Annotated in this window: 15 protein-coding genes; 12 read left to right on the forward strand and 3 right to left on the reverse strand. The window is 43.5% G+C overall.

Going from position 1 to position 20,832, the window contains the following annotated elements; translation table 11 throughout:
• The first annotated feature begins 104 nt into the window (after positions 1-104).
• The 6 genes from MA_RS16100 to MA_RS16125 all read left to right on the forward strand — a co-directional run bounded on the left by MA_RS16100 (position 105) and on the right by MA_RS16125 (position 6,475).
• A complete protein-coding gene (locus tag MA_RS16100; protein ID WP_011023018.1) occupies positions 105-599 on the forward strand; it encodes a hypothetical protein in 495 nt (164 codons plus the stop codon).
• Positions 599-1,114, forward strand: coding sequence for a hypothetical protein (locus MA_RS16105; protein WP_011023019.1), 516 nt, complete (start codon positions 599-601; stop codon positions 1,112-1,114). Before MA_RS16100 ends, MA_RS16105 begins: the two co-directional genes overlap by 1 nt.
• A 125-nt stretch (positions 1,115-1,239) precedes the next feature.
• Complete coding sequence (locus MA_RS16110; protein WP_048065603.1) at positions 1,240-2,028, forward strand: ATPase domain-containing protein; 789 nt, start codon at positions 1,240-1,242, stop codon at positions 2,026-2,028.
• A 53-nt stretch (positions 2,029-2,081) separates the two neighbouring features.
• The gene (locus MA_RS16115; protein ID WP_011023021.1) at positions 2,082-3,917 is read left to right on the forward strand and encodes a type II/IV secretion system ATPase subunit; all 1,836 of its coding nucleotides are present in this window, start codon (positions 2,082-2,084) and stop codon (positions 3,915-3,917) included.
• The gene (flaJ, locus tag MA_RS16120) at positions 3,914-5,476 is read left to right on the forward strand and encodes an archaellar assembly protein FlaJ (protein WP_011023022.1); all 1,563 of its coding nucleotides are present in this window, start codon (positions 3,914-3,916) and stop codon (positions 5,474-5,476) included. The genes MA_RS16115 and flaJ overlap by 4 nt, the downstream gene beginning before the upstream one ends.
• A gap of 117 nt (positions 5,477-5,593) precedes the next feature.
• Positions 5,594-6,475, forward strand: coding sequence for a YadA family autotransporter adhesin (locus MA_RS16125; protein WP_048065604.1), 882 nt, complete (start codon positions 5,594-5,596; stop codon positions 6,473-6,475).
• A 535-nt stretch (positions 6,476-7,010) separates the two neighbouring features.
• Here the strand turns inward: MA_RS16125 and hacA are convergent.
• The 3 genes from hacA to MA_RS16145 all read right to left on the reverse strand — a co-directional run bounded on the left by hacA (position 7,011) and on the right by MA_RS16145 (position 12,550).
• Positions 7,011-8,285 carry a homoaconitase large subunit gene (gene hacA, locus MA_RS16135; RefSeq protein WP_011023024.1) on the reverse strand — a complete coding sequence of 425 codons (1,275 nt, stop codon included), beginning with the start codon at positions 8,283-8,285 and terminating at the stop codon, positions 7,011-7,013.
• A gap of 244 nt (positions 8,286-8,529) precedes the next feature.
• Entirely contained in the window at positions 8,530-9,429 is a 900-nt protein-coding gene (locus MA_RS16140; RefSeq protein ID WP_157860282.1) for a PEGA domain-containing protein, read from the reverse strand.
• Positions 9,430-9,865: 436 nt separating this feature from the next.
• Positions 9,866-12,550 (reverse strand): disaggregatase related repeat-containing protein, encoded by a 2,685-nt coding sequence (locus MA_RS16145; protein WP_048066441.1) that lies wholly within the window; start codon positions 12,548-12,550, stop codon positions 9,866-9,868.
• 1,349 nt (positions 12,551-13,899) lie between these two features.
• Between MA_RS16145 and MA_RS16155 the strand changes: the two genes are divergently transcribed.
• The 6 genes from MA_RS16155 (at position 13,900) to MA_RS16185 (ending at position 20,815) form a co-directional block, all read left to right on the forward strand.
• Positions 13,900-14,862, forward strand: a complete 963-nt coding sequence (locus tag MA_RS16155; protein ID WP_011023027.1) for a phosphate signaling complex PhoU family protein — start codon at positions 13,900-13,902, stop codon at positions 14,860-14,862.
• The gene (locus tag MA_RS16160; protein ID WP_048065607.1) at positions 14,816-15,253 is read left to right on the forward strand and encodes a hypothetical protein; all 438 of its coding nucleotides are present in this window, start codon (positions 14,816-14,818) and stop codon (positions 15,251-15,253) included. Before MA_RS16155 ends, MA_RS16160 begins: the two co-directional genes overlap by 47 nt.
• Before the next feature lie 192 nt (positions 15,254-15,445).
• Positions 15,446-15,655: a hypothetical protein gene (locus MA_RS16165; protein ID WP_048065608.1), complete on the forward strand. Its 210-nt coding sequence runs from the start codon at positions 15,446-15,448 to the stop codon at positions 15,653-15,655.
• A gap of 72 nt (positions 15,656-15,727) precedes the next feature.
• The gene (locus tag MA_RS16170) at positions 15,728-17,995 is read left to right on the forward strand and encodes a hypothetical protein (protein ID WP_011023030.1); all 2,268 of its coding nucleotides are present in this window, start codon (positions 15,728-15,730) and stop codon (positions 17,993-17,995) included.
• 350 nt (positions 17,996-18,345) lie between these two features.
• Entirely contained in the window at positions 18,346-19,221 is an 876-nt protein-coding gene (locus MA_RS16180; protein WP_011023031.1) for a formylglycine-generating enzyme family protein, read from the forward strand.
• Positions 19,222-19,816: 595 nt separating this feature from the next.
• Entirely contained in the window at positions 19,817-20,815 is a 999-nt protein-coding gene (locus MA_RS16185; RefSeq protein ID WP_011023032.1) for an extracellular solute-binding protein, read from the forward strand.
• Positions 20,816-20,832: the final 17 nt, after the last annotated feature.

Genomic DNA, 20,832 nt, shown 5'->3' on the forward strand with positions numbered 1-20,832 from the left:
TCATAAAAAATCGTACATTAACCAATTTGATAAACTATTTAATCAGAAATCAGCAGCGATTAATCCGGTTTGAAAGAACCTGGAAGTAAAGAGGGGGTCGAAATTTGAGTGGGGAATCGATAAGCTCTGCGATCCTTACAACAGCATCCGTCATCTGTGCATTTGCATTTATTTCAGCGGTGTACCCCTCGGTAATCTCGGCAGGAGACCCGATAATGAGCCGATCGGACGCTATGGGAGACCAGATCCTGACAGATATGGAAATCCTGCATGAAACAACCGGAGCTGAAGGTACCGAGATTCATGTCTGGATAAAAAATGTGGGGTGCAAGGAAATATCTTCAGGCATGATCCCTGAATCCGACCTATTTTTCGGGGAGGTAGGAAACTTTGAACGCATACCCTACGACGAAAATGGAAATTCAGTTCCTGGCTGGAGCTACCTTATAGAACAGAACGGAGATGAGGACTGGGATAAAGGAGAGACCCTGCTTATAAAAATCAAACCTGCAGACCTGCCTGTGAGCGGAGAGAAATACTTTATCAAATTCAGTACGTACAACGGGGTTTCCGAAGAGACCTATTTCACGGTGTCATAATGGGTTTCGGGTCAATAATTGCAGCAATGATCTCGGTCGCAACCATCCTCCTGGCATCGTATGTCTGCTCGAAAGGAGGGTTCTACATGGCAGATGTGCTTGCAGATTCAGTCATTGAGATGCAGGAAAACAAAAATGAGATGGTAAAAACGGAAATAGAGATCACAGGCATCTCTACTGACAGTGTGGATATTCTGGTCTCCCTGCAGAACATAGGCTCAACAAAAATAGGGGAATTCACTTACATGGATGTAATCGTTACCTACCAGAGTGAATCGGGAAGCATAAAAACAGTCTGGGTACCTTACCAGGAAAGCGAAATTCTTGCTAAGAACAGGTGGACAAAAGTGGATATTTTTCCGGACCTTATAAACCCGGGAGTTTTTGACCCGGGAGAGGAAATGGAGGTACAGGTCAGGCTGGATTCCTCAGATCCGATTGGAAACTCCAGTGTAAACTGGCTTATGGTAACTGCTCCCAACGGAGCAAAGGCTTCACGGTATTTCGGTGGATAATTGCTTTGGTGGATAATTAGGAATCAAAGAAAAGCCTGAGAGGCCGGTAAACGGAACAGAGGGGGCCGGCTGCTAAAAAATTATGGGAATTTACTGGGGACTCCCGGAGAAGGGCGGAGAGAGAAATGGAAGGAAGGACGGGCGAAGGAGCACTGTTTAAGAATGAGTTGTTCTACGAAGAAGTATTCAGCGACCTGAAAGAGGAAGAAAAAGCATTACTGGAGTTCATATCTTCCGGAAATCTGGAAATAGACAGGAAACTGGAAGGGGGAGTGCCCGTAGGTTCGCTCTGCCTGCTAGAAGGTGGAAACGACAGTGGGAAGTCTATTTTTCTGCAGCAGATAATGTGGGGAGCTTTGAACCAGGATAAAAGAGTCCTTGCTTTAGCAACGGAAAAGACCTCAAAAGAACTTCTAAACCAGATGGAGAGCCTGAAACATGGGATTTCGGACTACTTCATAATAGGCAGGGCAAAAATCTTTGAAATTAATGCAGGCTATGTCGAGGAAAATCCCCAGCTGAGTGAGAGCCTGCTTCAGGTGTTGCTGGAATGCATTAAAAGATGTAAAGAAGAATTGATTCTTATAGATTCCCTGACGATCTTTGCAGTGAATGCTTCGGAAAACGCAGTATTAAACTTCTTTACCGAATGCGTAAAGCTGTGCGATAATGGAAAGACCATTCTTATCAGCGTGCACGGGTATGCATTTTCCCAGTCCGTGCTTTACAGGCTGAGGTCAGTTTGCAGTGTCTGCCTTGAACTTCGGATAGAGCAGGTGGGGGACCAGTGGATAAAGACTATGGAAATTCAGAAACTGAGAGGTGCCAGGAAAACTAGAGGAAATTTGCTGAGTTTTGATGTGGACAGTAAGTTCGGACTGAAGATCATTCCTGTTTCAAAGGTAAAAGCCTGAGAAAAAATCCGGAAAGATGGCAATTGGAGAAAAAAACCGAATGAGGAGTTGAGATGGAAGCTCTGCCTTTTGACCCATTGCCTGCACCGGAGGATGGAGGACGTTCCAGAGAAGAAATTTACTCCAGCCTTTCTTCGGAAATGCAGGAGTTTGTCAGCAGGGAAGAAAACCATCATATCCTTGATTATATCTGCAGGCTTCCGACGGATGAGATCGGGTTTCCGGAATTCTATCCGAGAATTTCGAGAACCATTAAAAGCATCAAACACCCCAACCTGATTTATCCTGCCGGGAAAGGGCTTGCAGTCCACATATATCCTGATAAGGAAGACGTAAGAAACTATTACATTCCCATAGAACCCTGTCTTTTCCAGAAACTGGATATTAAATTTGAGGAAGTAGAGAAGTTACTCATCGACGTGATATATGACAAGGATATTCCCACAAAAGACCCTGAAGAAAAAAAGAGGTTCCTCGAAAAAGTTCTTGAAAAGACCTGCGAAGTGAGAAAAGAACTAAAGAAAAATTCCGAGACCTCGGAAGGAAAACGAAAGGAAAAGAAAAACGCTTCAGGGAAAGAAAAAAATTCCCCAGGAGAGGAGACCTACAGCGAAAAAAACGGAATCTTCGGGAGCCTGAGGGAAGCCGGCAAAATCTTCAAAACGAGAAAACTGCAGAAAATTCCCGTGACGTCTGAGGAATTCGATGCGATCAAATACATGATGATAAGGGACAAGGTGGGAATGGGAGTGCTCGAACCTTTACTGCTTGACTCGAATATAGAGGATATCAGCTGCAGTGGGCTTGGCAGGATCTTTGTTGAACATAAGGTATTCTCCTCCCTTAAAACAACAATCTCTTTTGAGGAAATCGAGGAACTCAATTCTTTTGTCATACAGATGTCCGAAAAAGTAGGAAAACCGATCACCTATAGGGACCCGATAGTTGATACCGCGCTTCCGGACGGCTCAAGGATTAATATCGTATTCGGAGAAGACGTATCAAAGCGAGGGAGTAATTTTACCATAAGGAAATTTATGGGAGTCCCTATTTCAATCCTCGAACTTGTTGAGTTTGGAACAATCGACTACACAATGGCTGCATACATGTGGATGATGCTCAGGGCAGGAATGAACTGCTTCATTTCAGGAGGAACTGCTTCCGGAAAGACCACAATGATGAATGCAGCGACTACTTTTCTTCCTCCGGAATCCAAAATAGTCTCCATTGAAGATACCCCGGAACTGCAGGTGCCCCATAAGAACTGGACCCGGGAGGTTACAAGGACTACAAGGGACGACAGCGGCTCGGATGTCTCCATGTTTGATCTGTTAAAGGCCGCCCTGCGCCAGCGCCCGAATGAGATTATGATCGGAGAGATCCGGGGGGTTGAAGGAAACATTGCTTTTCAGGCAATGCAAACAGGACACTCTGTAATGTCCACCTTCCATGCCGCCTCGGTTGAGAAACTCATCCAGAGGTTGACAGGAGACTCCATAAATGTCCCCAGAAGTTATGTGGACAATCTGAATGTGGTTCTGATCCAGAGTGCCGTAAACATCCCGGGAAAAGGGCTTGAAAGAAGAGTCCTGAGCATAAACGAAATCGTAGGCTACGATTCCGAGAGCCAGGCTTTTAACTTCATGGACATTTTCAAATGGGACCCTGCTACGGATACCTTCAAGTTTACCGGGAAAAACAACTCTTACCTGCTGGAGCATAAAATTGCTCCTCGTATGGGGATTCCTGAAAACCAGGTCCGAAAAATTTACTCCGAACTTGACAGAAGAGCAAAAATCCTCCGGAAGATCCACCAGGCAAACATTACAAATTTTTATGACATTTTCGATACCCTGATCCGACTTGAGGAGGCAGGACTGATATCATGACTTTTGTGCAAACAGTTCCGAACTTAAGCCTGAATGCAGCAAAACAGGGAGCCGAAAGCTACTTTAACATTGCCAGAAAGCTGAAAAATACCAGAGTTGTTGAAAGAGTCAATGACGATATGCTCTTCCTGCTGATATACATGGCTGCGATTTCAACTGCGGATATAGAAAGGGACAGGATCTTCTATTATGCAGGTCGCCAGAAAGAGTACGAAGCTTCGAAATATTTCAGGCAGATCCATATCCTCGCCTCGAAATGGGGGTACGAATATTCAAAAGCCTGTCAGTACATTTCTCAGAAATTAAAGGACGTTTATCTTTCAAAATTTTTGGTAAGAATGGCAAATATCCTTTCTTCCGGAGAGCAGGAAAAAAATTTCCTGAAGCAGGAGAAAATCATAAGGGAAGAGATCTACTCCAATGAGTACGAACGAAGTGTCGAATCTCTGAAAAAATGGACCGACGGCTATAATGCCCTGATGGTATCCGTAACCCTCGTTGTTACCATAATTCTGGTTTCAGTCATGATCTATAATGTCACGAATATAGAAGCAATTGCTTTTCTACTACAGGTTCTAATTTTTTTCATAAGCGGGCTTGCCCTTTACATAATATATAAGGCAGCTCCTGCCGAAAAAAAGGTACATGCGCTCCGCTTCAAATCAAAGGAACAGGAGCAAATAAGGCTATTGAGTCGGGTTCTGCTCCCTATCGGAGCGATTGTTCTCATTGCCCTCATTTTGCGCGGAACTGAACTGAAATTTATTCTGCTCGGAGTGACCGTTTTTACACTTCCTATAGGCATTATTGCTATGGAAGACGATCGAAAAATCAATGAAAGGGACAGTAGTTTTCCGACTTTTATAAAGACCCTCGGAACTCTTGCCGGAACCACCGGAATCACTATCCGGAGTGCAATGGAAAAACTTGATAGGGAAAACATAGGCTGTCTTAAGCCAGGAGTTGAAGAGCTGCATTCCGGCCTTTCCATGGGGTTTAAGTCAAAGCTCTGTTGGGAAAAATTCATAGGAGAAACAGGCTCCGAACTGATCAACAGGTGCTCAAGGATCTTTACCGATGCAGTAGAACTTGGAGGGGACCCTGCGGAGATAGGGAACATAGTCTCGAATTCAAGCCTGGCAATCGTCCTCCTAAGGATGAAACGGCAGATGGTCAGTTCAGGCTTCAGGGGGCTTGCCATAGCCCTGCATGCTGTTATGGTAGGGCTCTTGGTCTTTGTATTGGAGATGATTTCCAAATTCAGCTGGCTTGTCTCCAAGATGAACGAATCATATATATCCATGGAAGGAGGAACAGGAGGAATTTCTGCGATGGGGATGAGCATGTTCGACGTAGCCGAAAGCATACCCATGCTGTACAGGTTAACCTTCTCAGTGATAATTATCCTCACCGTTTCAAACACGCTTGTGGTGAAGATCGTGGAAGGCGGAGGGGATTACAAACTCTTTTTCTATGGGGGCCTGATGTCCGGAATTTCAGGACTCTGTATGATCCTTATTCCTCCGGTTGTATCGAGTGTATTCACATTCCAGATATGAAATGTTTTCATTTGAGGCAGAAAGAAAAATTTCTGAAAAATTTCCAAAAAAATTTGTGAAAAGGTTTCTGAAAAAGAATTGAAGTTGGAACAATTAAACTTTGTGGGAGGTAATTGGATGAACAGTTTGAAGGAACTGGGATTTAAGGGGTTAAAAGAACTAAGGGATAGCGGATTAAAGAACCTGAAAGCGAGCGAGTTGAAGGATTTAATACTCAAGCCGAAAACAGCTGACGTAAATATCGAGGATATGGAGGATTTGACAAAAAGTAGAAAAGAAGTTAAGAAAAAAATCAAAAGACTTTTGAAAGAAAAAAAGGAGATCGAAGCCCGTATTGAGAGGGCCCAGCAATTAGAAACTGAAAAAATAGAAGAAATATCAGAATTCCCCTGGAGGGAAGAAATTTTCCCTCCGCTTCCCAGAAAAGTATATGTAAAAATGTCCAGACCTCTTGAAGTCAACAATGATTCTTTTCATGCGGCAGAGCCCGGAGTTTCAGAGGTAAAAGCCGGGGGACTGGAGATAGTAGTCAAGGGAATAGTCGAAAAACCTGAATATAAAAACTCTGAAGATAAAAAATCCGGAGATATAATAGAGAAAACAGACAATACTAAAGAAACTACCATAATAAGCGAAACAGGAGAAGCTGACCCGAAAAACAGAGCAGGAGAACAAGGTAAAGATAAGACTTTTCCGGAGAAGAAAGAAAAAAGAAAAAATGTTTATCCTTTCTCAGCGGCAAAACTGAATGAAAATATAATTTCCAGCGGGGATTCCAGCCCTATTTCCAGGGACAAAAAAAAGCCTGAAAGCAAAAATAACACCTCAGAGAGTCTTCTTGAAAATGATCTGATTGAAGAGCTGTTGAATAGTGATGACCTAAACCCTGAAGGGGAACAAAGTTTTATGAGATATCTGGATGAACCGGAAGTAGAAGAGCTGATCATTGATTTAAAAAATGTAAAGGCTCTGCTGACCCGGGAGGAACGTGCAGGGTAAAATCTTCCGGAGATAAAGCAGGTCAGGAAGAGGCAAACAAAAAACAAAAGCAAAAGAGAAAAGGTGGCGGGCACATGCCCGGCACATAAATAATTAAGAAAAAGTTATGGACATTTAGCCATTACAGTCATTCGTGGCTGTGGATATGGAAAAGCCCTTCTTTTGCTTTGCTAAGGAGCTCGTTTGCTTCCTCAACTTTGCTGGCAGCCTCAAGGATATCTTCGGAGGCTTCGAGAAAACCGTCTTTTTTGGCTTTCTGAGCCCATTCTTTAAAACTCTGTATGTGACTTTCGTTATGTTCGATCCAGTGCTCAATTAGATGGGAAAGGTTGTCGTGACTAAGCTCTTCAGTTATAGTTATTCCCTCCTGCTTTAGAATATAGAATTCATGGTATAAATTTTAGCTGGATTTAAGATGAATTTTCATATTGTTGATACGGAAAAGGAGACGGAAAATAAAGAGAAAGAAAATAAAAAATAAAAAATAAAAAAGAAGAGAAGGGAAATAAAAATATAAGAGGAAAGGACTGAATATTCAAACTGTCCTCGGATCGGTGATTTCTCCTGTCAGGGCCGAGGCTGCTGCAGTTGCTGGAGATGCAAGATAAATAAAACCGCCTTTTCCCATCCTGCCTTTGAAGTTCCTGTTTGCGGTTGAAACGCAGACCTCGCCTTCTCCGAGCACCCCCTGATGGGCACCGAGGCAGGGTCCGCAGCCCGGGGTTGCAAGGGTTACCCCGGCTTTCAGCAGAGTTTCCATTGTCCCGTTTTCGATTGCTGCAAGGAGGGTGGTGCGAGAGGCAGGGATCACAATTGTCCTGACTGCAACCTGTTTTCCTTTCAGGACTGCTGCTGCGACCTCGAGGTCTTCAAGCCTGCCGTTCGTGCACGTCCCGATAAAGACCTGGTCTACATGAGTGCCTTCAACCTCTCCTACGGGCTTTACATTATCCACCTGATGCGGGCAGGCAACCTGGGGTTCGATATCGTCGGCATCATAAGTGAACTCTTCCAGATAAACAGCATCCGGGTCGGCATAGACAGGTTCATAAGTAGCTGCTGCCCTGTTTTTCAGGAACTCGAAGGTCTTTTCGTCCGGAGGGACGATCCCGGTCTTTGCGCCCATCTCAATTGCCATATTGCAGAGCGTCATCCTGCCAGCAACCGTAAGTTCGCGGATTGCCTGCCCGTAAAACTCAACTGCTTTATAGGTCGCCCCGGCAATTCCGGTCTTTCCGATCAGGTAAAGAGTCAGATCCTTTGCATAGACCCCTTTCCGAAGGCTCCCTTCAACCGTCATCCTGAAGCTTTCCGGAACCTTAAACCAGAGTTTTCCCGTAGCAAAGATTTCAGCCATATCGGTAGCCCCTACCCCTGTTGCAAAAGCTCCAAAAGCCCCGTACGTGCAGGAATGCGAATCAGCCCCAACAACCAGCTTTCCGGGCAATGCAAAACCGTTTTCCGGAAGGACCTGGTGACAGATCCCTTCCCCGACCTCATAGAAGTTAGGGATCCCCTGCTCCTTTACCCATTCCCTGATCTCTCTCTGCAGGGTGGCTGAGGTCTCATTATTCGCAGGCGCGATGTGGTCAAAGGGGACTACGATCCTTGAAGGGTCCCAGACCTTTTCCATCTCCATTTCCTTAAAAGCATTCACGGCAAGTACCGATGTGCCGTCATGCGCCATTGCATAGTCCACATCTGCCAGCACAAAATCGTTAGCTTTTGCCTCTGTTCCCGCTGCCCGGGAAAAGATTTTCTCGCTGATTGTTCCCAGAAATAAGCCTCCTTTCCGATAATCAAATAACAACGAATAGGTATGATGAAGAAATTAGGGTTTCAGAACTCACTATAGTGAAATATATTTTATGCCTGAAAGAACCCACTATAAAGAAATATGTTATCACTTATGTCAATTCAAAATATATAGAGAACGTCTATTCCGTATCACAAAAGGTCTTTCTTATAAAAGGTCTTTCTTATAAAAGTAATTTCAGGAGGTTTCAGGAGGCAAATACCGTGGTTTTTGCAGTAATCCGCCTTAAAGTCTCTTTTCATCGGATTTTATTAGCATCTTTTAGCAATATTTCAATTATAACATACACAAAAAAGCCTGCAATCATGAAAATAATGAAAGCTTTTATGTGAAGAGCAGTTATCAAAGGTTTTTTCCTGTCATCCGAAGGCTGAATTTTCACTAAAGGCTGGTAAACCGTCGTGGTTTGTCCGGCAAAGACGTCTACTTTTGTCTCAAGTGCTTCGTACCCGTCCAGCTCAAGTATCAGCGAATAGTTTCCGACCGGAAGGTCGTCGATGGTAAGAGGGGTTCTTCCTATATCGTGTTCGTTCAGGTAGATCGTGCTCCCTACAGGGATTGAGTTGATATAAAGACTGCTGAGTCCCTTAGCTGGCGTTGAATTATTTTTTGCTGGTAACACTGATTCATTTCCCAGTAGTGCCAGTCTGTTATTTTCCGGAAGTTCAAAACTTGCAGGTTCGATCTCTTTGGTCAGGGTTCCAGAAACTGAAGATTTATTTACGGTACAAATGGAAAGATTATGTCCGGGACCTGCAGATTCTGAAAGTCTTTCTTGCCTCTTACTCAGGTCTTCTATCCAGAGAGCGGCCCTGTAGGACTTATTTTCATTCTTGTTGAAAAGTCCAAACAATTCCACATCGTACTGTCCGAACTCTCTTACCTCAACCTCAGAAGTAACAGTCCAGACTCCCAGATTACTTTGCCTGACAGGTTTCAGACTCCTGAAAACTAATTCCCCCTCGGGGGAATAAACCTTCAACTCATAAAGACCGGGAGAATGGGTAAAAACGTTAAATTTTAAAGGTACCATTTCTCCACTGTGCACATAGCTCGTAAGAGGGTGGATACTTCGTAAATTAAAATCTGCCCCGCCTCTGGCTTCCATAGGCAGAATGTAATATGCTGTTGCTGCCACCAGCATTAGAAAAAGGAATAAGGCAGCAGAACAACACAATAAAACCTTTTTTGAGGGTGTTAATTCCTTTTTTGTGTATGTAAAAACATTTTTGATTGTATCGTAAATACTCATTTCTCCCTCAGGGATTATTTTCAGATGCCAGAACTTTCTGGCTGTGCTCAAATCTGCCTGCAGCGCAGGCCGACTGGGTATAAGATATAAGTAAGTAAATATAAAATTTTGGGTACGAATAGGTGAAAAATGTGTCTATTGATGCCTATTTCCCTTTATAGAATGTATAGAACTCAGTAGAATATTGTTTGACACTATCAAATGAAAAAAATCATTCCAGATTACCTGTAAATTATTTAAAACCATCATCACAAAAATTTAACGTAGAGTGAAAATTTCTTTCACCCTTCTGTTCACGGAAATCATTTATTGTTCCTTCATCTCATTTAACTGTACCATTAACTGTACCATTAACTGTACCATTAACTGTACCATTTGTACAGATACTTAACGTTAGTTGCTGTTTTCCATCTCCACCATCGTTATTGTAAAAGGCTACATAGTCATTGCTTTCATTGTGAGTTTTGATGAGGAAACCAGTATTTTCGTGTTTCCCACTGACATATTCTTTCACGAGGTCAGTTATGTTGAGCTCGAAGTAGCTGTTATCTGATAAGTCGCTAGCTCTCAGAGTAAATGTAGCGTATGGAGTGCTGCCCTGTAGTATACCATTTTTATCATACCAGTCTCCCCCAGGGTTTTTCCATGAAGTGCATCTATCCTTTCCATTCCAGCTTACATAGCTTGGGTCCCAAGCGGAAGCAGGCCTGTAAATCTCAATAACAGTATCTTCTTCGGGCCTTGAGCTTTCAGGATAGAACAGGTAAAGAGAAAGGGTAGCATTATCGATCTCTGCCGGACCTGTATATTCACTCATGTTAAACCACATTATATCCCTGTACCTGCCTCCAGTACTCATAGCTCCCACACCGATAAACTGCTTGTTCTGGATGTTTTTAGGGTGGCATTCATTTAGGCTGCCGCCCTTTGCAGCGGTAATAATTACTTCTAAAGCTGGGTTTTCAACCGGGCTTTCAGCTAATTTTTTGGTTACGTTGAGCCTGGGTCTCTGGGACTCGTTCCCTCCCTCGTTACTGTAGAATGCTATGTAATCCGCATCTTCTGTACGGGTTTTTACCAGGAACCCTGTGTTTTCGTACTTGCCGCTGGCGTACTCTTTTACGAGCTCAGTTACGTTTATCTCATAGTACCTGTTATCCGGCAGGCTGCATCCTTTCAGGGTTATAGTGGCATACGGATCGTCTCCTTGAAGAATTCCGTCTTTATCGAACCAGTCTCCTCCGGGATATGTCCAGGGCACACAATCACCCCTGCTGTTCCAGGTCACACTTTGCGGGTCCCAGGCTGCAGCTGGCCTATATATCTCTACAATCGCATCTTCCGGTCTTGCCCGTCCGTCAGGATAATACCAGTATAGGGAAAGGGTTGCACTGGTAATATTCTCTGCATCGTCGTATTTGCTCAGGTCAAAAAGGATCAGGTCTCTATATCTTCCTACTCCGGGCCTGCCTCCTATATCAATATACGCCTTTTCCTGGTAGGTAATATAAGGAGATGCTTCCCTGAGGCGGTTGTCCGCAATAATGCCTGTTGCGTTCTCCTCAGTAAACGATACGTTTTCCTCAGTCTCTGTAACAGGAGTTTCGTTAACTGTGTTCTTAATGTCGGTCACGGTCGAGGCCCCGGCATATACGCCCATGCCAGCTGCCGGAGAAGTTGACTTCAGGTGATAATCATGGTTTTTCTGATCTACAAAGAGAGGATCTACATAGATGTCGCTGTCTGAGTCAGCATTCTTGTAGGCCCCACCTGCATTGTTATATATGCAGTTATTTTGTAATATGAACTTATGAGTTTCCGGATAATAGTTTACAACTCCTTTACCTGTCCCCTCCGAGCTATACTTACGTTTTAAAGTATTTACAATGATGTTATTACGAACAATTGTTGTATAATCATCACTCATACCATTTGGCTCAAGCCCGCTGAACTGGGGGGCAGACGGATACATGTACATGATAGCAGCATTGTAATTCCCATCAAAAACGTTGTTTTCTATAAGGGTATCATAAAACCCGCTTGTTTCTATACCACACACCCAATTGTAGTTCTGATTTGTACCGCAGCCATAGAATATGTTGTGGTGTATGTGGACATTTGCTGCCTCAGTTTTTGCGTATGACTTACCATAAGCTATAAGCCAGATCCCTGGACCGTATGTATCATAAATAATGTTGTTATATACCTCTATATCATTCATCGGCTGAGCTACATCTTTTCTAGTATACTGTATCTGAATTCCAGGACCTCCTGCGTCCGACTCAAACTCAGTATAAATTATATTGTCATGTATTTTTGCGTGATTGGAATTGTAAAGGCGACAAGCGGAATTTGTTTTAGTCCTGCACGTATTGTTGTAATACTCAATGTTCTCACATTCGATTGCATAAAAGCCGTCATGCCCAAGCTTGTAAATCCTGTTATCATGGAACTTGACAGAGTTACTCTCTTTAATTTTGAGTCCGTCATTATGACTATCATGTAAATACATATTGTAAACTTCAACATCATCATAATAGAACCACATTAAAGTGTGATAACTGCTCCCGCGTGGTTTGTCAGTGTTTCCTTCATAGTTACCGTCGATTTCAAAGCCTCGAATGATTATTTTACCGGGGTTGGTTTTACTAGGGGAAGCCTGTTTTATTAGAGGGATATCCTTCCCCCATGAATTATCATCTTCGATTGTGATAACAGCATTGGAATCTCCTTCCAGGATAGTATTGCTATACATAAGAAGAGGGCTGTCAATGACGTATGTAAATGGCCCTTTAAGGTAAACAGTTGTATATGCAGAATTATCTTTGACATATTTGAGAGCCTGGTTTATCTGCACATGGTCGTCCTTCCCATCGCAGTTGAAGTCTCCGCTTCCGTCTCCAGAAACATATACAACCGGCGCACTCGGGCTGCCTAAAACAGCCGGCACGCCAAGTATAATAAGGCATGTTACCAGGAATAGGGTTCCTAGTTTCCGTTTCAGCATCGCTCTCACCGGGGTTAAAATGATCTGATTTTTGGTTATGTATCTGTAATGAAATTCATTTGTGGGTACAAGGTTGTTCCAGGAAGTCTCTGAACGAAAAACAGGTAAAAATCCTGTTTCTTTCAAAGCCAGGGCGGTCTTTCTTTTTTGTCATCAAAATTTTAAATAAGTCATTCCGTAAGTAAAGTTCTCTTCAATCAAGCGCAGGACTTTCATCTACAGTGTGTCTCCCATACACAGTGTATCTCCCATAATCTCTATCTGAGGTTGGGGGACTTTCAAACTCCAGAATTCCACTTTTACTTAATCCGAGTTCAGCACAACTCATTTAAACAAAACATCTGGGAAAAGTTGAGATTAACCTCCTTGAAATCTGTTACTCTCTTTCCTGCCGGGCTACATAAAATTCACCTATTCTTGGGGGAAATAGCAAAGAATAATAGTCTTGTGCTTAAAATATTAATTTAAGTATTTTCTATTTAAATCTTTTTCAAATACCTTTATTAAAAAATTGTATATAGATTAAAGTATTTCTTAGTACCTCCTACTAACTCAATAACCGGTTATGAAGTCAAGACATAGCAGGAGATATTTTTAGGATGTAGCGAAAAAAAATCTTAGTTGTGCATCTACCAAAACTCAGAAGAATTGAAACAGAAGTGGGAGTATATGGAGTAAAGCTTTGCTTCACTACAAAACATCAAAGAGAAACTTTTTCAGGATTGAGAAAGGTGAATTACAGATTTTTTTTGAGGCATTGCTATTGAAAAAGAGGTAACAACCACAGCCAGCAGAAAGAAATAAATTTTGATTCATGGGATAAGCCCAATAAATAACTGTTTGGATGAAAGGTTTATGGTTCCCGATCACATGTTACAACATTGAATGCCTTGAAAACGAAGAGATTTGCTGCGAACTCTGAATTAAAAAACCATCCTAATCGGTTTTTGCATTAAAAATTACTTGTCTGGTGTTGTGGGTAAATTCAGCTTACCAGACAAATAAAGTATATATAAATTACTGATAATAACAATTTCCGCCCGATATTACCAGTAATTGCCGATAATACCTGTTATGTTCAGATACTACCAACTATTTAATAATACGACATCGTTTTATATAAAGATGTTCTTTATATATGTATTTCATCAGTTCTATATAGTATTTTGTGATAAGAAAGCTGAATTAAGAATATTCTTGCAAAATTTACTCAGGAATCTGGAAGGTAAATTTATACCGATAAGAGAAAATCAAATGAAATTAAGAGGAATCCACATGTTAATTTTTTATTAGTTAATACAATTAATATGACAGTTTCTATGTAAAAAATTTGAGGATAGGGGTAGGACATGGAAACAAGAAAAGTTCAGGTCACAGGGAAGTCTACGTATATTTTGACACTCCCGAAGAAATGGGTAACGAAATCAGCTCTCGGAGCCGGTTCATCAGTTAACCTCTCGTACCAGGAGGACGGCTCTCTCGTGATTTCCCCTCTCACAATAAGAAAACCGACAGCCTCCAGAAGATTGGTGATGAAAGAAAGTGGGGATGAACTTAAAAGAAACATAATAGGTACCTACATTATGGGGAATTGCCAGTTCCTTGAGATAAGTGGAATTGGAGATCAACAGGAAATCAAGAATGAAATCAAGGAGCTCTGCAAGGTACTTATAGGGTTTGAGATTATTGAGATCGATGGTTCCAGAGTCCTGATTCAGGATATCCTTGATACGGACGAATTTACAATTGAAGCCGGGTTTAAGAGGATGTCTTCCCTTGTGTTCCTGATGTTCAATGACCTCATGGAGATACAGCGAACCAGAACCCCCGAAAATATCAGGGATATCATAGCAAGGGATGAAGACGTAGACAAAATATTCTTTTTGCTCTCAAAACTCTTCATTTCCAGGCTTAACCTCAGGAAGACATCGAAAAAAGACCGCCTCAGGCTTATTGAAGCTTTCTACTACAGGCTTGCAGCAGGCGAGCTGGAAAGAATAGGGAACCTTATAGTAAAAATTGTGCACGACCTTGAACGAGCCAGTTTTTCGGGGGAAGAAAAAGAAAAACTTTTAGAGTTCGGGCTTTTCACCCGGTTGTTTGTCCAGGACAGTGTGAATTCTCTCCGCCTTCTGGATATTGAACTTGCAAATAATTTATTACAGGAAAAGGAAAATTTTAGAGCTGAGTTGCTTGAACTGACCGGACCTGCAACCGATCCAGCGCTTGAAATTATTACCGACAGCTTTGGCAGGGTAAAAGACTATGCAAGAAATATCGCAAAACTTACAATCGATCTATCACAATTATAAGCTGATCCCCCTCTGTCTCTGTATAGCCGTGCTTACGGACTATTTACTAACTTTTCATTTTGCGGGAAGTACAGAGTTAATCCTCAAGTATGAATTCAGCCCGACTCTGCGTTTTGCTGTCGAGCACGGAATTGTCGTCCCTTACATGGGAGCAATGGTCCTTTTCTACTATGCTGCCGGGTATTTTGTGTTGAGGCTCCTGATAGACTCCGAGATTTACTTTGTGGGAGTTGCCGTAGTGCTGCTGATTAGCATAACCCACGTCCTCGGCGGGCTCTCCTGGTATGTACAGAACCCCTGGTATTCCAACAGCGTGATTTCCCTTTCCATGATCTCGGTCCTGACAACTCTCCTGGCTTTCGGATACGAAGTCCTCAAAAAAGCGAATTGAACTGAATGGAGAAAGTGCTGCATAAAAATTAAATCAAGCCCTGGGAATGGAGAAAGTGCTACATAAAACTAAATCAAGCTTGGGGGAGACAGAGTGAAAATAAAGAGGTCTATATAGCCATAATTAACCAATTATGCACTATAAAATTCATTTGTGCAAAGTTTATAGCTTCCTGAGAATATGTTTCAAGTGATGAACAAAATCCTAAGTCTGCTAGCTGCAACAATACTTGCATTATGCTCTTTCTACTCTACCTGCTGGTATGCACCCTATTCAGGTTATTCATACGTCCTGCTTCTGGTGTTTGTGGGGCTTTTCATGTACATGCTTTTAGTCTTCGTGCTGTACAGGGCTCGTTCCAACAGAGTTCAGAGAAAAGAGACTATGGAAACCGTATCTTAAGTATAGTTGCTAATTATAGTTGTGCTCTGAATTAATTCTGCATTAACTCACACTTTTGTTGAGTTTGGTCTTATGAGTTATTGTATACCAAAGGTTGCTTCAGCCCTTCCTGTTCTAATATTTGTGGCTGTTTTGCTGGCACAATCGGTCTCGGCCTACGAAACTCACGCCCCGGCTGACACAGTGAAAGATTCCGGGGCCGATGACGTAGAATGGGTGGAATTCGGAAGCGGGGAAGTTGCCTGGAAGACGACTACCGAATTCGTCCAGTACTCAGGAACCAGGCTTGAGGTTCAGGTCCTTAACGAGTCAGGGGAATATGAGACTGTCCCTTATGTCCTTAAGGTCAACGATTTTAACTTCGGGCGTACAATGGCTGATATCTCCATAGCACAGGCTGAGGAAGGAGCCAAACCGGTGCATAAGATCCTTTTTCTGGACGGAACAGGTGAATATGAAAACTGGTGCCAGATTGACCATGAGCTGAAGATCGAACTGACCGACATAACCGAAGACAGCCAGAGTACTCCTTATGCCAAATTAAAATACTATAAACGGGGAAACCCCGAGATGGAAATCGAGATCAAATCAAGCACCGAGACTTATGACGGCGTATCTGTCGGGGAGGCGGATTATTTCCCGGAAAGAAAAAAGGAAATTGTTGTCAAGGTCAAAAACAGCGGAGATGCCTGGATTGAACGCATTAAACTTGATGTGAACCTTACAAACTTCGACCTTGCGGACAGCAGGAAGAACCTTTCGGAAAGGGACATCCAGAGTAAAGGTGACCACCTCTATGCAGACCTTGGGTGGCTGGCAAAAGGCGAGGAGCGTTCAATCAACTTTACAGTGAGAGCTCCTTCCTGGGAAGAGATTAATTCTCACTTAGAAATGGAGCCCTGTAACATTACTGCAATTGCTACGGGTGATGATATTCTCGGGTATGAATATGAGGGAAATAAAACCCATTCTTTCAGTTCTCCAGATCCGGACATTAACGTCGTCCGGAAGCTCTACACATATTCTTTCACTCTAGAGGACGTCGCCCAGGTCAACGAGGAGGAATCGAAATCTGATTCCACCGAAAAAACCGTTCATTTCTCCGAAGATAAGGAAATTTTCATGAGTTCCTGGTATATAAAGGACTCCGAGGTTCGCGGGCTCAAGGGCTATTGCGTGCTCAGAGAAGCACTCTATAATCTCCAGGGCTATCCCCTGGAGAACCTGAGTTTCGTACTCCCTCCGGTACCGGAGGGCCTGCTAATTGCCGAGGCTTACAGGAACGGGAAACCTGCCAGAATTTCAGGGGATAAACCAAGCTCCATGGGCAGGGTATCTTTCCATATCCCTGAAGACACAGACTCCGTTACGCTCGTAGATATCCTCCCCGACTCCATCCCGGGCAAAGAGTCTTACAATGTATACTATATCCTAGTCCCAACCCGGCCCGGCACCTATAAGATCGAGGGTTTATCCGTCAGTGCCGAATGTTATGGGTACAACCTTTCTGAAAAATCGGAGGCAATCTCCCTTACGGTACACGGCCCCCGTATCGTTGTTACCAAATCTATGAAAACGGACGGGGAAGATAAAGTGGATGTCGCTGTCACGGTTAAGAATGACGGGGACAGGGTTGCCTCCGCCAGCCTGACCGACAGGGTCCCCATGGAAGCCGGATTAGTCCGGGACAGTGTTAGTTTATGGCGTAAGGAGACGTTGCAGGACTCTCCTCTTTCTCTGAAAGAGTATAAACTTGAAGTCGATGATGAGAACAAATCTACCTCCGTTCTGACAACTTTTCCCCTGCAGCCCGGGGAATCTTATGACCTGAAATACTCCCTCCGGCCCGAAAACCTCAGCAACATGGACCTCCCGTATGCAGAGGTGGACTTCAAGGACCGCAATAACTACAAAGGGACTGTCTTCTCCTCTTTCTTCAAGTCCGGAGCCGAGGTCACACAGGAATGGAACTACTACGAAAACAGCTGGGAAGTAACCTCCGAAAACTGGGACGCTTCAGCCGAAAACTGGGAAGAATACTGGGACCCCATAGCAAAGCGCTGGGCAAGTGAGATAGAGCCCGAACCTGTCGGGACGCTTGAAGACTACCCGGCAGAACTTCCCGAAGCTCCCAAATCAACTCTTGATAAAATCAAGGACTTCCTTACAGGGATTCTGTCCGACGGGGATGAAAATTCCGAATCTGCAGACTTCATCGAGGAAACCGAGGATATTTCCGAGCATGAACCCCTCATCATTAAAATCAGGAATTTCGTTACAGGGCTTCTACCTAGTGGAGGGAAAGACACAGGGACAGATGCTGAAGGGGAAACCCAGTAACCCTCAGGGAGCGGAACCTGGGACTGGAGCAGAAGGTATACTTTCCCATACCTTCCTTCCCTTATTTTTTCCTTTTTCAAGAAATTTATGCCGAAAAATTATATGTATGAAACCTTTCCGCGTCAGAATTTTCTATACAATTGATAAAAAAGTATATAATACCTGATACTTTTAAATACTTTTAAATTTTATAAATAGCAGAGAGTCCAGATACATATGAGTTTTGGATTCGATGAGTTTCGGATTTAATTAGTTTGTATTCAACTGATTTGTTTTTGGATCCATGTCCCTGAAGCTTCCGTAGACCTCTTATTCGGGCTCTCTACGCCTCTGGAGACGGTTAAGGAGTCATGACGTTAACAGGTGCCTGTATATGGGTCCTGCAAAATAATAGCAACAGAAAAGGTGTTGAAGCAATGTCTTTATCCCCAAAACGAAAGTTATTGAGGTTAATTCCGGTTTTCCTTCTTTTCGTTTGTATTGTGGGCTTTTCGGGTTGTATCGATAATGAACCCCAGGAGCTTCCGAAAAACTATACCAATTCTCTCGGCATGGAATTTGTACTTATCCCGGCAGGAGAGTTCCGGATGGGATCTCCTTCATATGAGGGAAAAATGTTTGATTTCGATTCCCCTGTCCACAACGTGACCATACGGGAGCCGTTTTACATGTCAAAGTATGAGGTCACCCAGAAAGAATGGACTGAGGTCATGGGCTACAACCCCTCATATTTCAAGGGCGAAGACCTGCCCGTGGACAGCGTGCTCTGGTCCGAAGCACAGCAGTTTATCCTCAAGTTAAACCTCAAAGAAGGCTCGAATACATACCGCCTCCCGACTGAAGCCGAATGGGAATACGCCTGCAGGGCAGGGACTACCACACGCTTCTCTTTCGGGGACGAAAATGAAGACCTCATCGAATACGGCTGGTCAGGCTATGATGCTAACGGGACCTCACACCCTGTAGGGCAGAAGCTCCCGAACCCCTGGGGACTCTACGACATGCACGGCAACCTCTGGGAGCTGACCCAGGACAGCTGGCACAGCAATTATGAAGGTGCTCCCTCCGACGGCAGCGCCTGGTCAGACAAAAACCAAACAGCTTTTGTGGGGAGAGGAGGCAGCTGGCTTGACGGTCCCAACCTCTGTACAAGCAGTTTCCGCGGGAGCAACTCTGTAGATGCAAAGGTTAGCTGCCTCGGTTTCCGCCTGGTAAAAAACGCATGAAAAATATCTGAAAAGATGTTTCTCTCATTTTTCAACTTCTTTTACTTGTGGAGTGGGTTGAAGGGCTATTTCATGCCTTTTTCCCGCATCCCCTCTCCACTGAATTTTAACAGAGTTTCCCGTATTTCCCCAGGAATTTCCTATATGAAACACACAAATTTTTTCCTGCCTTTAAACCCTTTTTCCCAAAGATGATCTATTCTTTTGATGTTGATTTTGCCTCTGGATTCTTGTTTTACATATCTAATTCCTTCCTATACACACCTATATAGAAATCAGTGTGTTCTATATCAAAAATGCGTTTATGTATACCCTTTGTGCAAACGTTATATAGACCCAATAAAATTATAGGACTGAGCAAAAAATTTAGCTCCCTAAGTGGGGGGTCAGCAACCTCCAGTTGTTAACTCGACACTTACGGAACCTTCAGGACTATGCAGTTGAACTGAGAACTCAATGCATTAAACCCTCAATTTACGTAAACCAAACCAGATCAATTTACCATATCTCGAAAACTCACAGGTGCTTGGTTTAGGTCTCAAGTGCATAAGTCCTAAAAATTATATCAAAAAATAGGACCCATAGGTAATAAATTATGGTATTTAAGAACGATAAAGCAGTATCTCCAGTCGTAGCAACACTCGTACTGGTTGTTGTCGCAATCATCGGCGCAGCAGCAGTCGGTGCATTACTCGGTGCATTCAGCAGCGATGTCTCGGATGAAGCAAGCGCAGGCGAAACTTCCGGTGCTTCTTCGACAGAACTTTTAATTGGTGGTTCTACCACTGTCCAGCCAGTCTCTGAGGTTCTCGCAGATGCTTACATGGAAGAACACAAGGGAATAAAAGTCAATGTTCAGGGCGGCGGTTCCGGTGCTGGAGTTTCCGGTGCAGAGAAAGGAGTGCTGGATATTGGTTCTTCCTCTAGCGCAATTGCAAAAGCAGACCACCCAGATTTACAGGTCTTTGAGATTGGTGGTAGTGCAGTGGTGCTTATTGGTAGTAACGAAGTGACCGCAATTGAAGTACCCGGCGCTGACGCGGCTGCTCAGCAGGCAAATATGAAAGCAATTTACACCGCTGCTGTTGAGGGTGTAGCTGAATATGACGATACCCTTACAGCCTCAACTGGTGCCGCATTGACAGTCTTACAGAGATCTTCTGCAAGCGGCACTGAGGAAACTTTCTCAGAATACATTGGTGACGGTAGCAAAACATTCATAGACGGTACAGAAGCACTCGGCAAAGCTTCAAATGGTGATGTGTATAGCGCGGTTAAGTCAGCTTCAACACCTACAATCGGTTTCGTAGACTACGGATTTTATAACTCCGACGACTCTACAGAGCTTCACTTAATTGGTCTTGGCTGCACACAGGCTGAAATAACCCCAACGAATATCAAAGCTGCATTAAAAGTAAAATCAACCGGAACAGGTACAGCAGACTTCCCAACCGGTCTTTGCAGAAACCTGTACTACTGTACTCTTGGAAGCCCATCTTCAACCGAGCAGAGCTTTATCAACTTCGCCATGAGCCCTGGAGCGATTGACTTCTTCCACGAAGCAGGGACATTCAGCGCATACGATTACCAGTAAATTTGTTAAACCACTGG

It is taken from the genome of Methanosarcina acetivorans C2A, assembly GCF_000007345.1.
Taxonomy (GTDB): domain Archaea; phylum Halobacteriota; class Methanosarcinia; order Methanosarcinales; family Methanosarcinaceae; genus Methanosarcina; species Methanosarcina acetivorans.

What these genes read in the sequence shown, in the direction of transcription:
- MA_RS16105 (WP_011023019.1), top strand. Translation starts at nt 599, where the DNA reads ATGGGTTTCGGGTCAATAATTGCAGCAATGATCTCGGTCGCAACCATC.
- MA_RS16110 (WP_048065603.1), top strand. Translation starts at nt 1,240, where the DNA reads ATGGAAGGAAGGACGGGCGAAGGAGCACTGTTTAAGAATGAGTTGTTC.
- MA_RS16115 (WP_011023021.1), top strand. Translation starts at nt 2,082, where the DNA reads ATGGAAGCTCTGCCTTTTGACCCATTGCCTGCACCGGAGGATGGAGGA.
- flaJ (WP_011023022.1), top strand. Translation starts at nt 3,914, where the DNA reads ATGACTTTTGTGCAAACAGTTCCGAACTTAAGCCTGAATGCAGCAAAA.
- MA_RS16125 (WP_048065604.1), top strand. Translation starts at nt 5,594, where the DNA reads ATGAACAGTTTGAAGGAACTGGGATTTAAGGGGTTAAAAGAACTAAGG.
- MA_RS16145 (WP_048066441.1), bottom strand. Translation starts at nt 12,550, where the DNA reads ATGCTGAAACGGAAACTAGGAACCCTATTCCTGGTAACATGCCTTATT.
- MA_RS16155 (WP_011023027.1), top strand. Translation starts at nt 13,900, where the DNA reads ATGGAAACAAGAAAAGTTCAGGTCACAGGGAAGTCTACGTATATTTTG.
- MA_RS16160 (WP_048065607.1), top strand. Translation starts at nt 14,816, where the DNA reads ATGCAAGAAATATCGCAAAACTTACAATCGATCTATCACAATTATAAG.
- MA_RS16165 (WP_048065608.1), top strand. Translation starts at nt 15,446, where the DNA reads ATGAACAAAATCCTAAGTCTGCTAGCTGCAACAATACTTGCATTATGC.
- MA_RS16170 (WP_011023030.1), top strand. Translation starts at nt 15,728, where the DNA reads ATGAGTTATTGTATACCAAAGGTTGCTTCAGCCCTTCCTGTTCTAATA.
- MA_RS16180 (WP_011023031.1), top strand. Translation starts at nt 18,346, where the DNA reads ATGACGTTAACAGGTGCCTGTATATGGGTCCTGCAAAATAATAGCAAC.
- MA_RS16185 (WP_011023032.1), top strand. Translation starts at nt 19,817, where the DNA reads ATGGTATTTAAGAACGATAAAGCAGTATCTCCAGTCGTAGCAACACTC.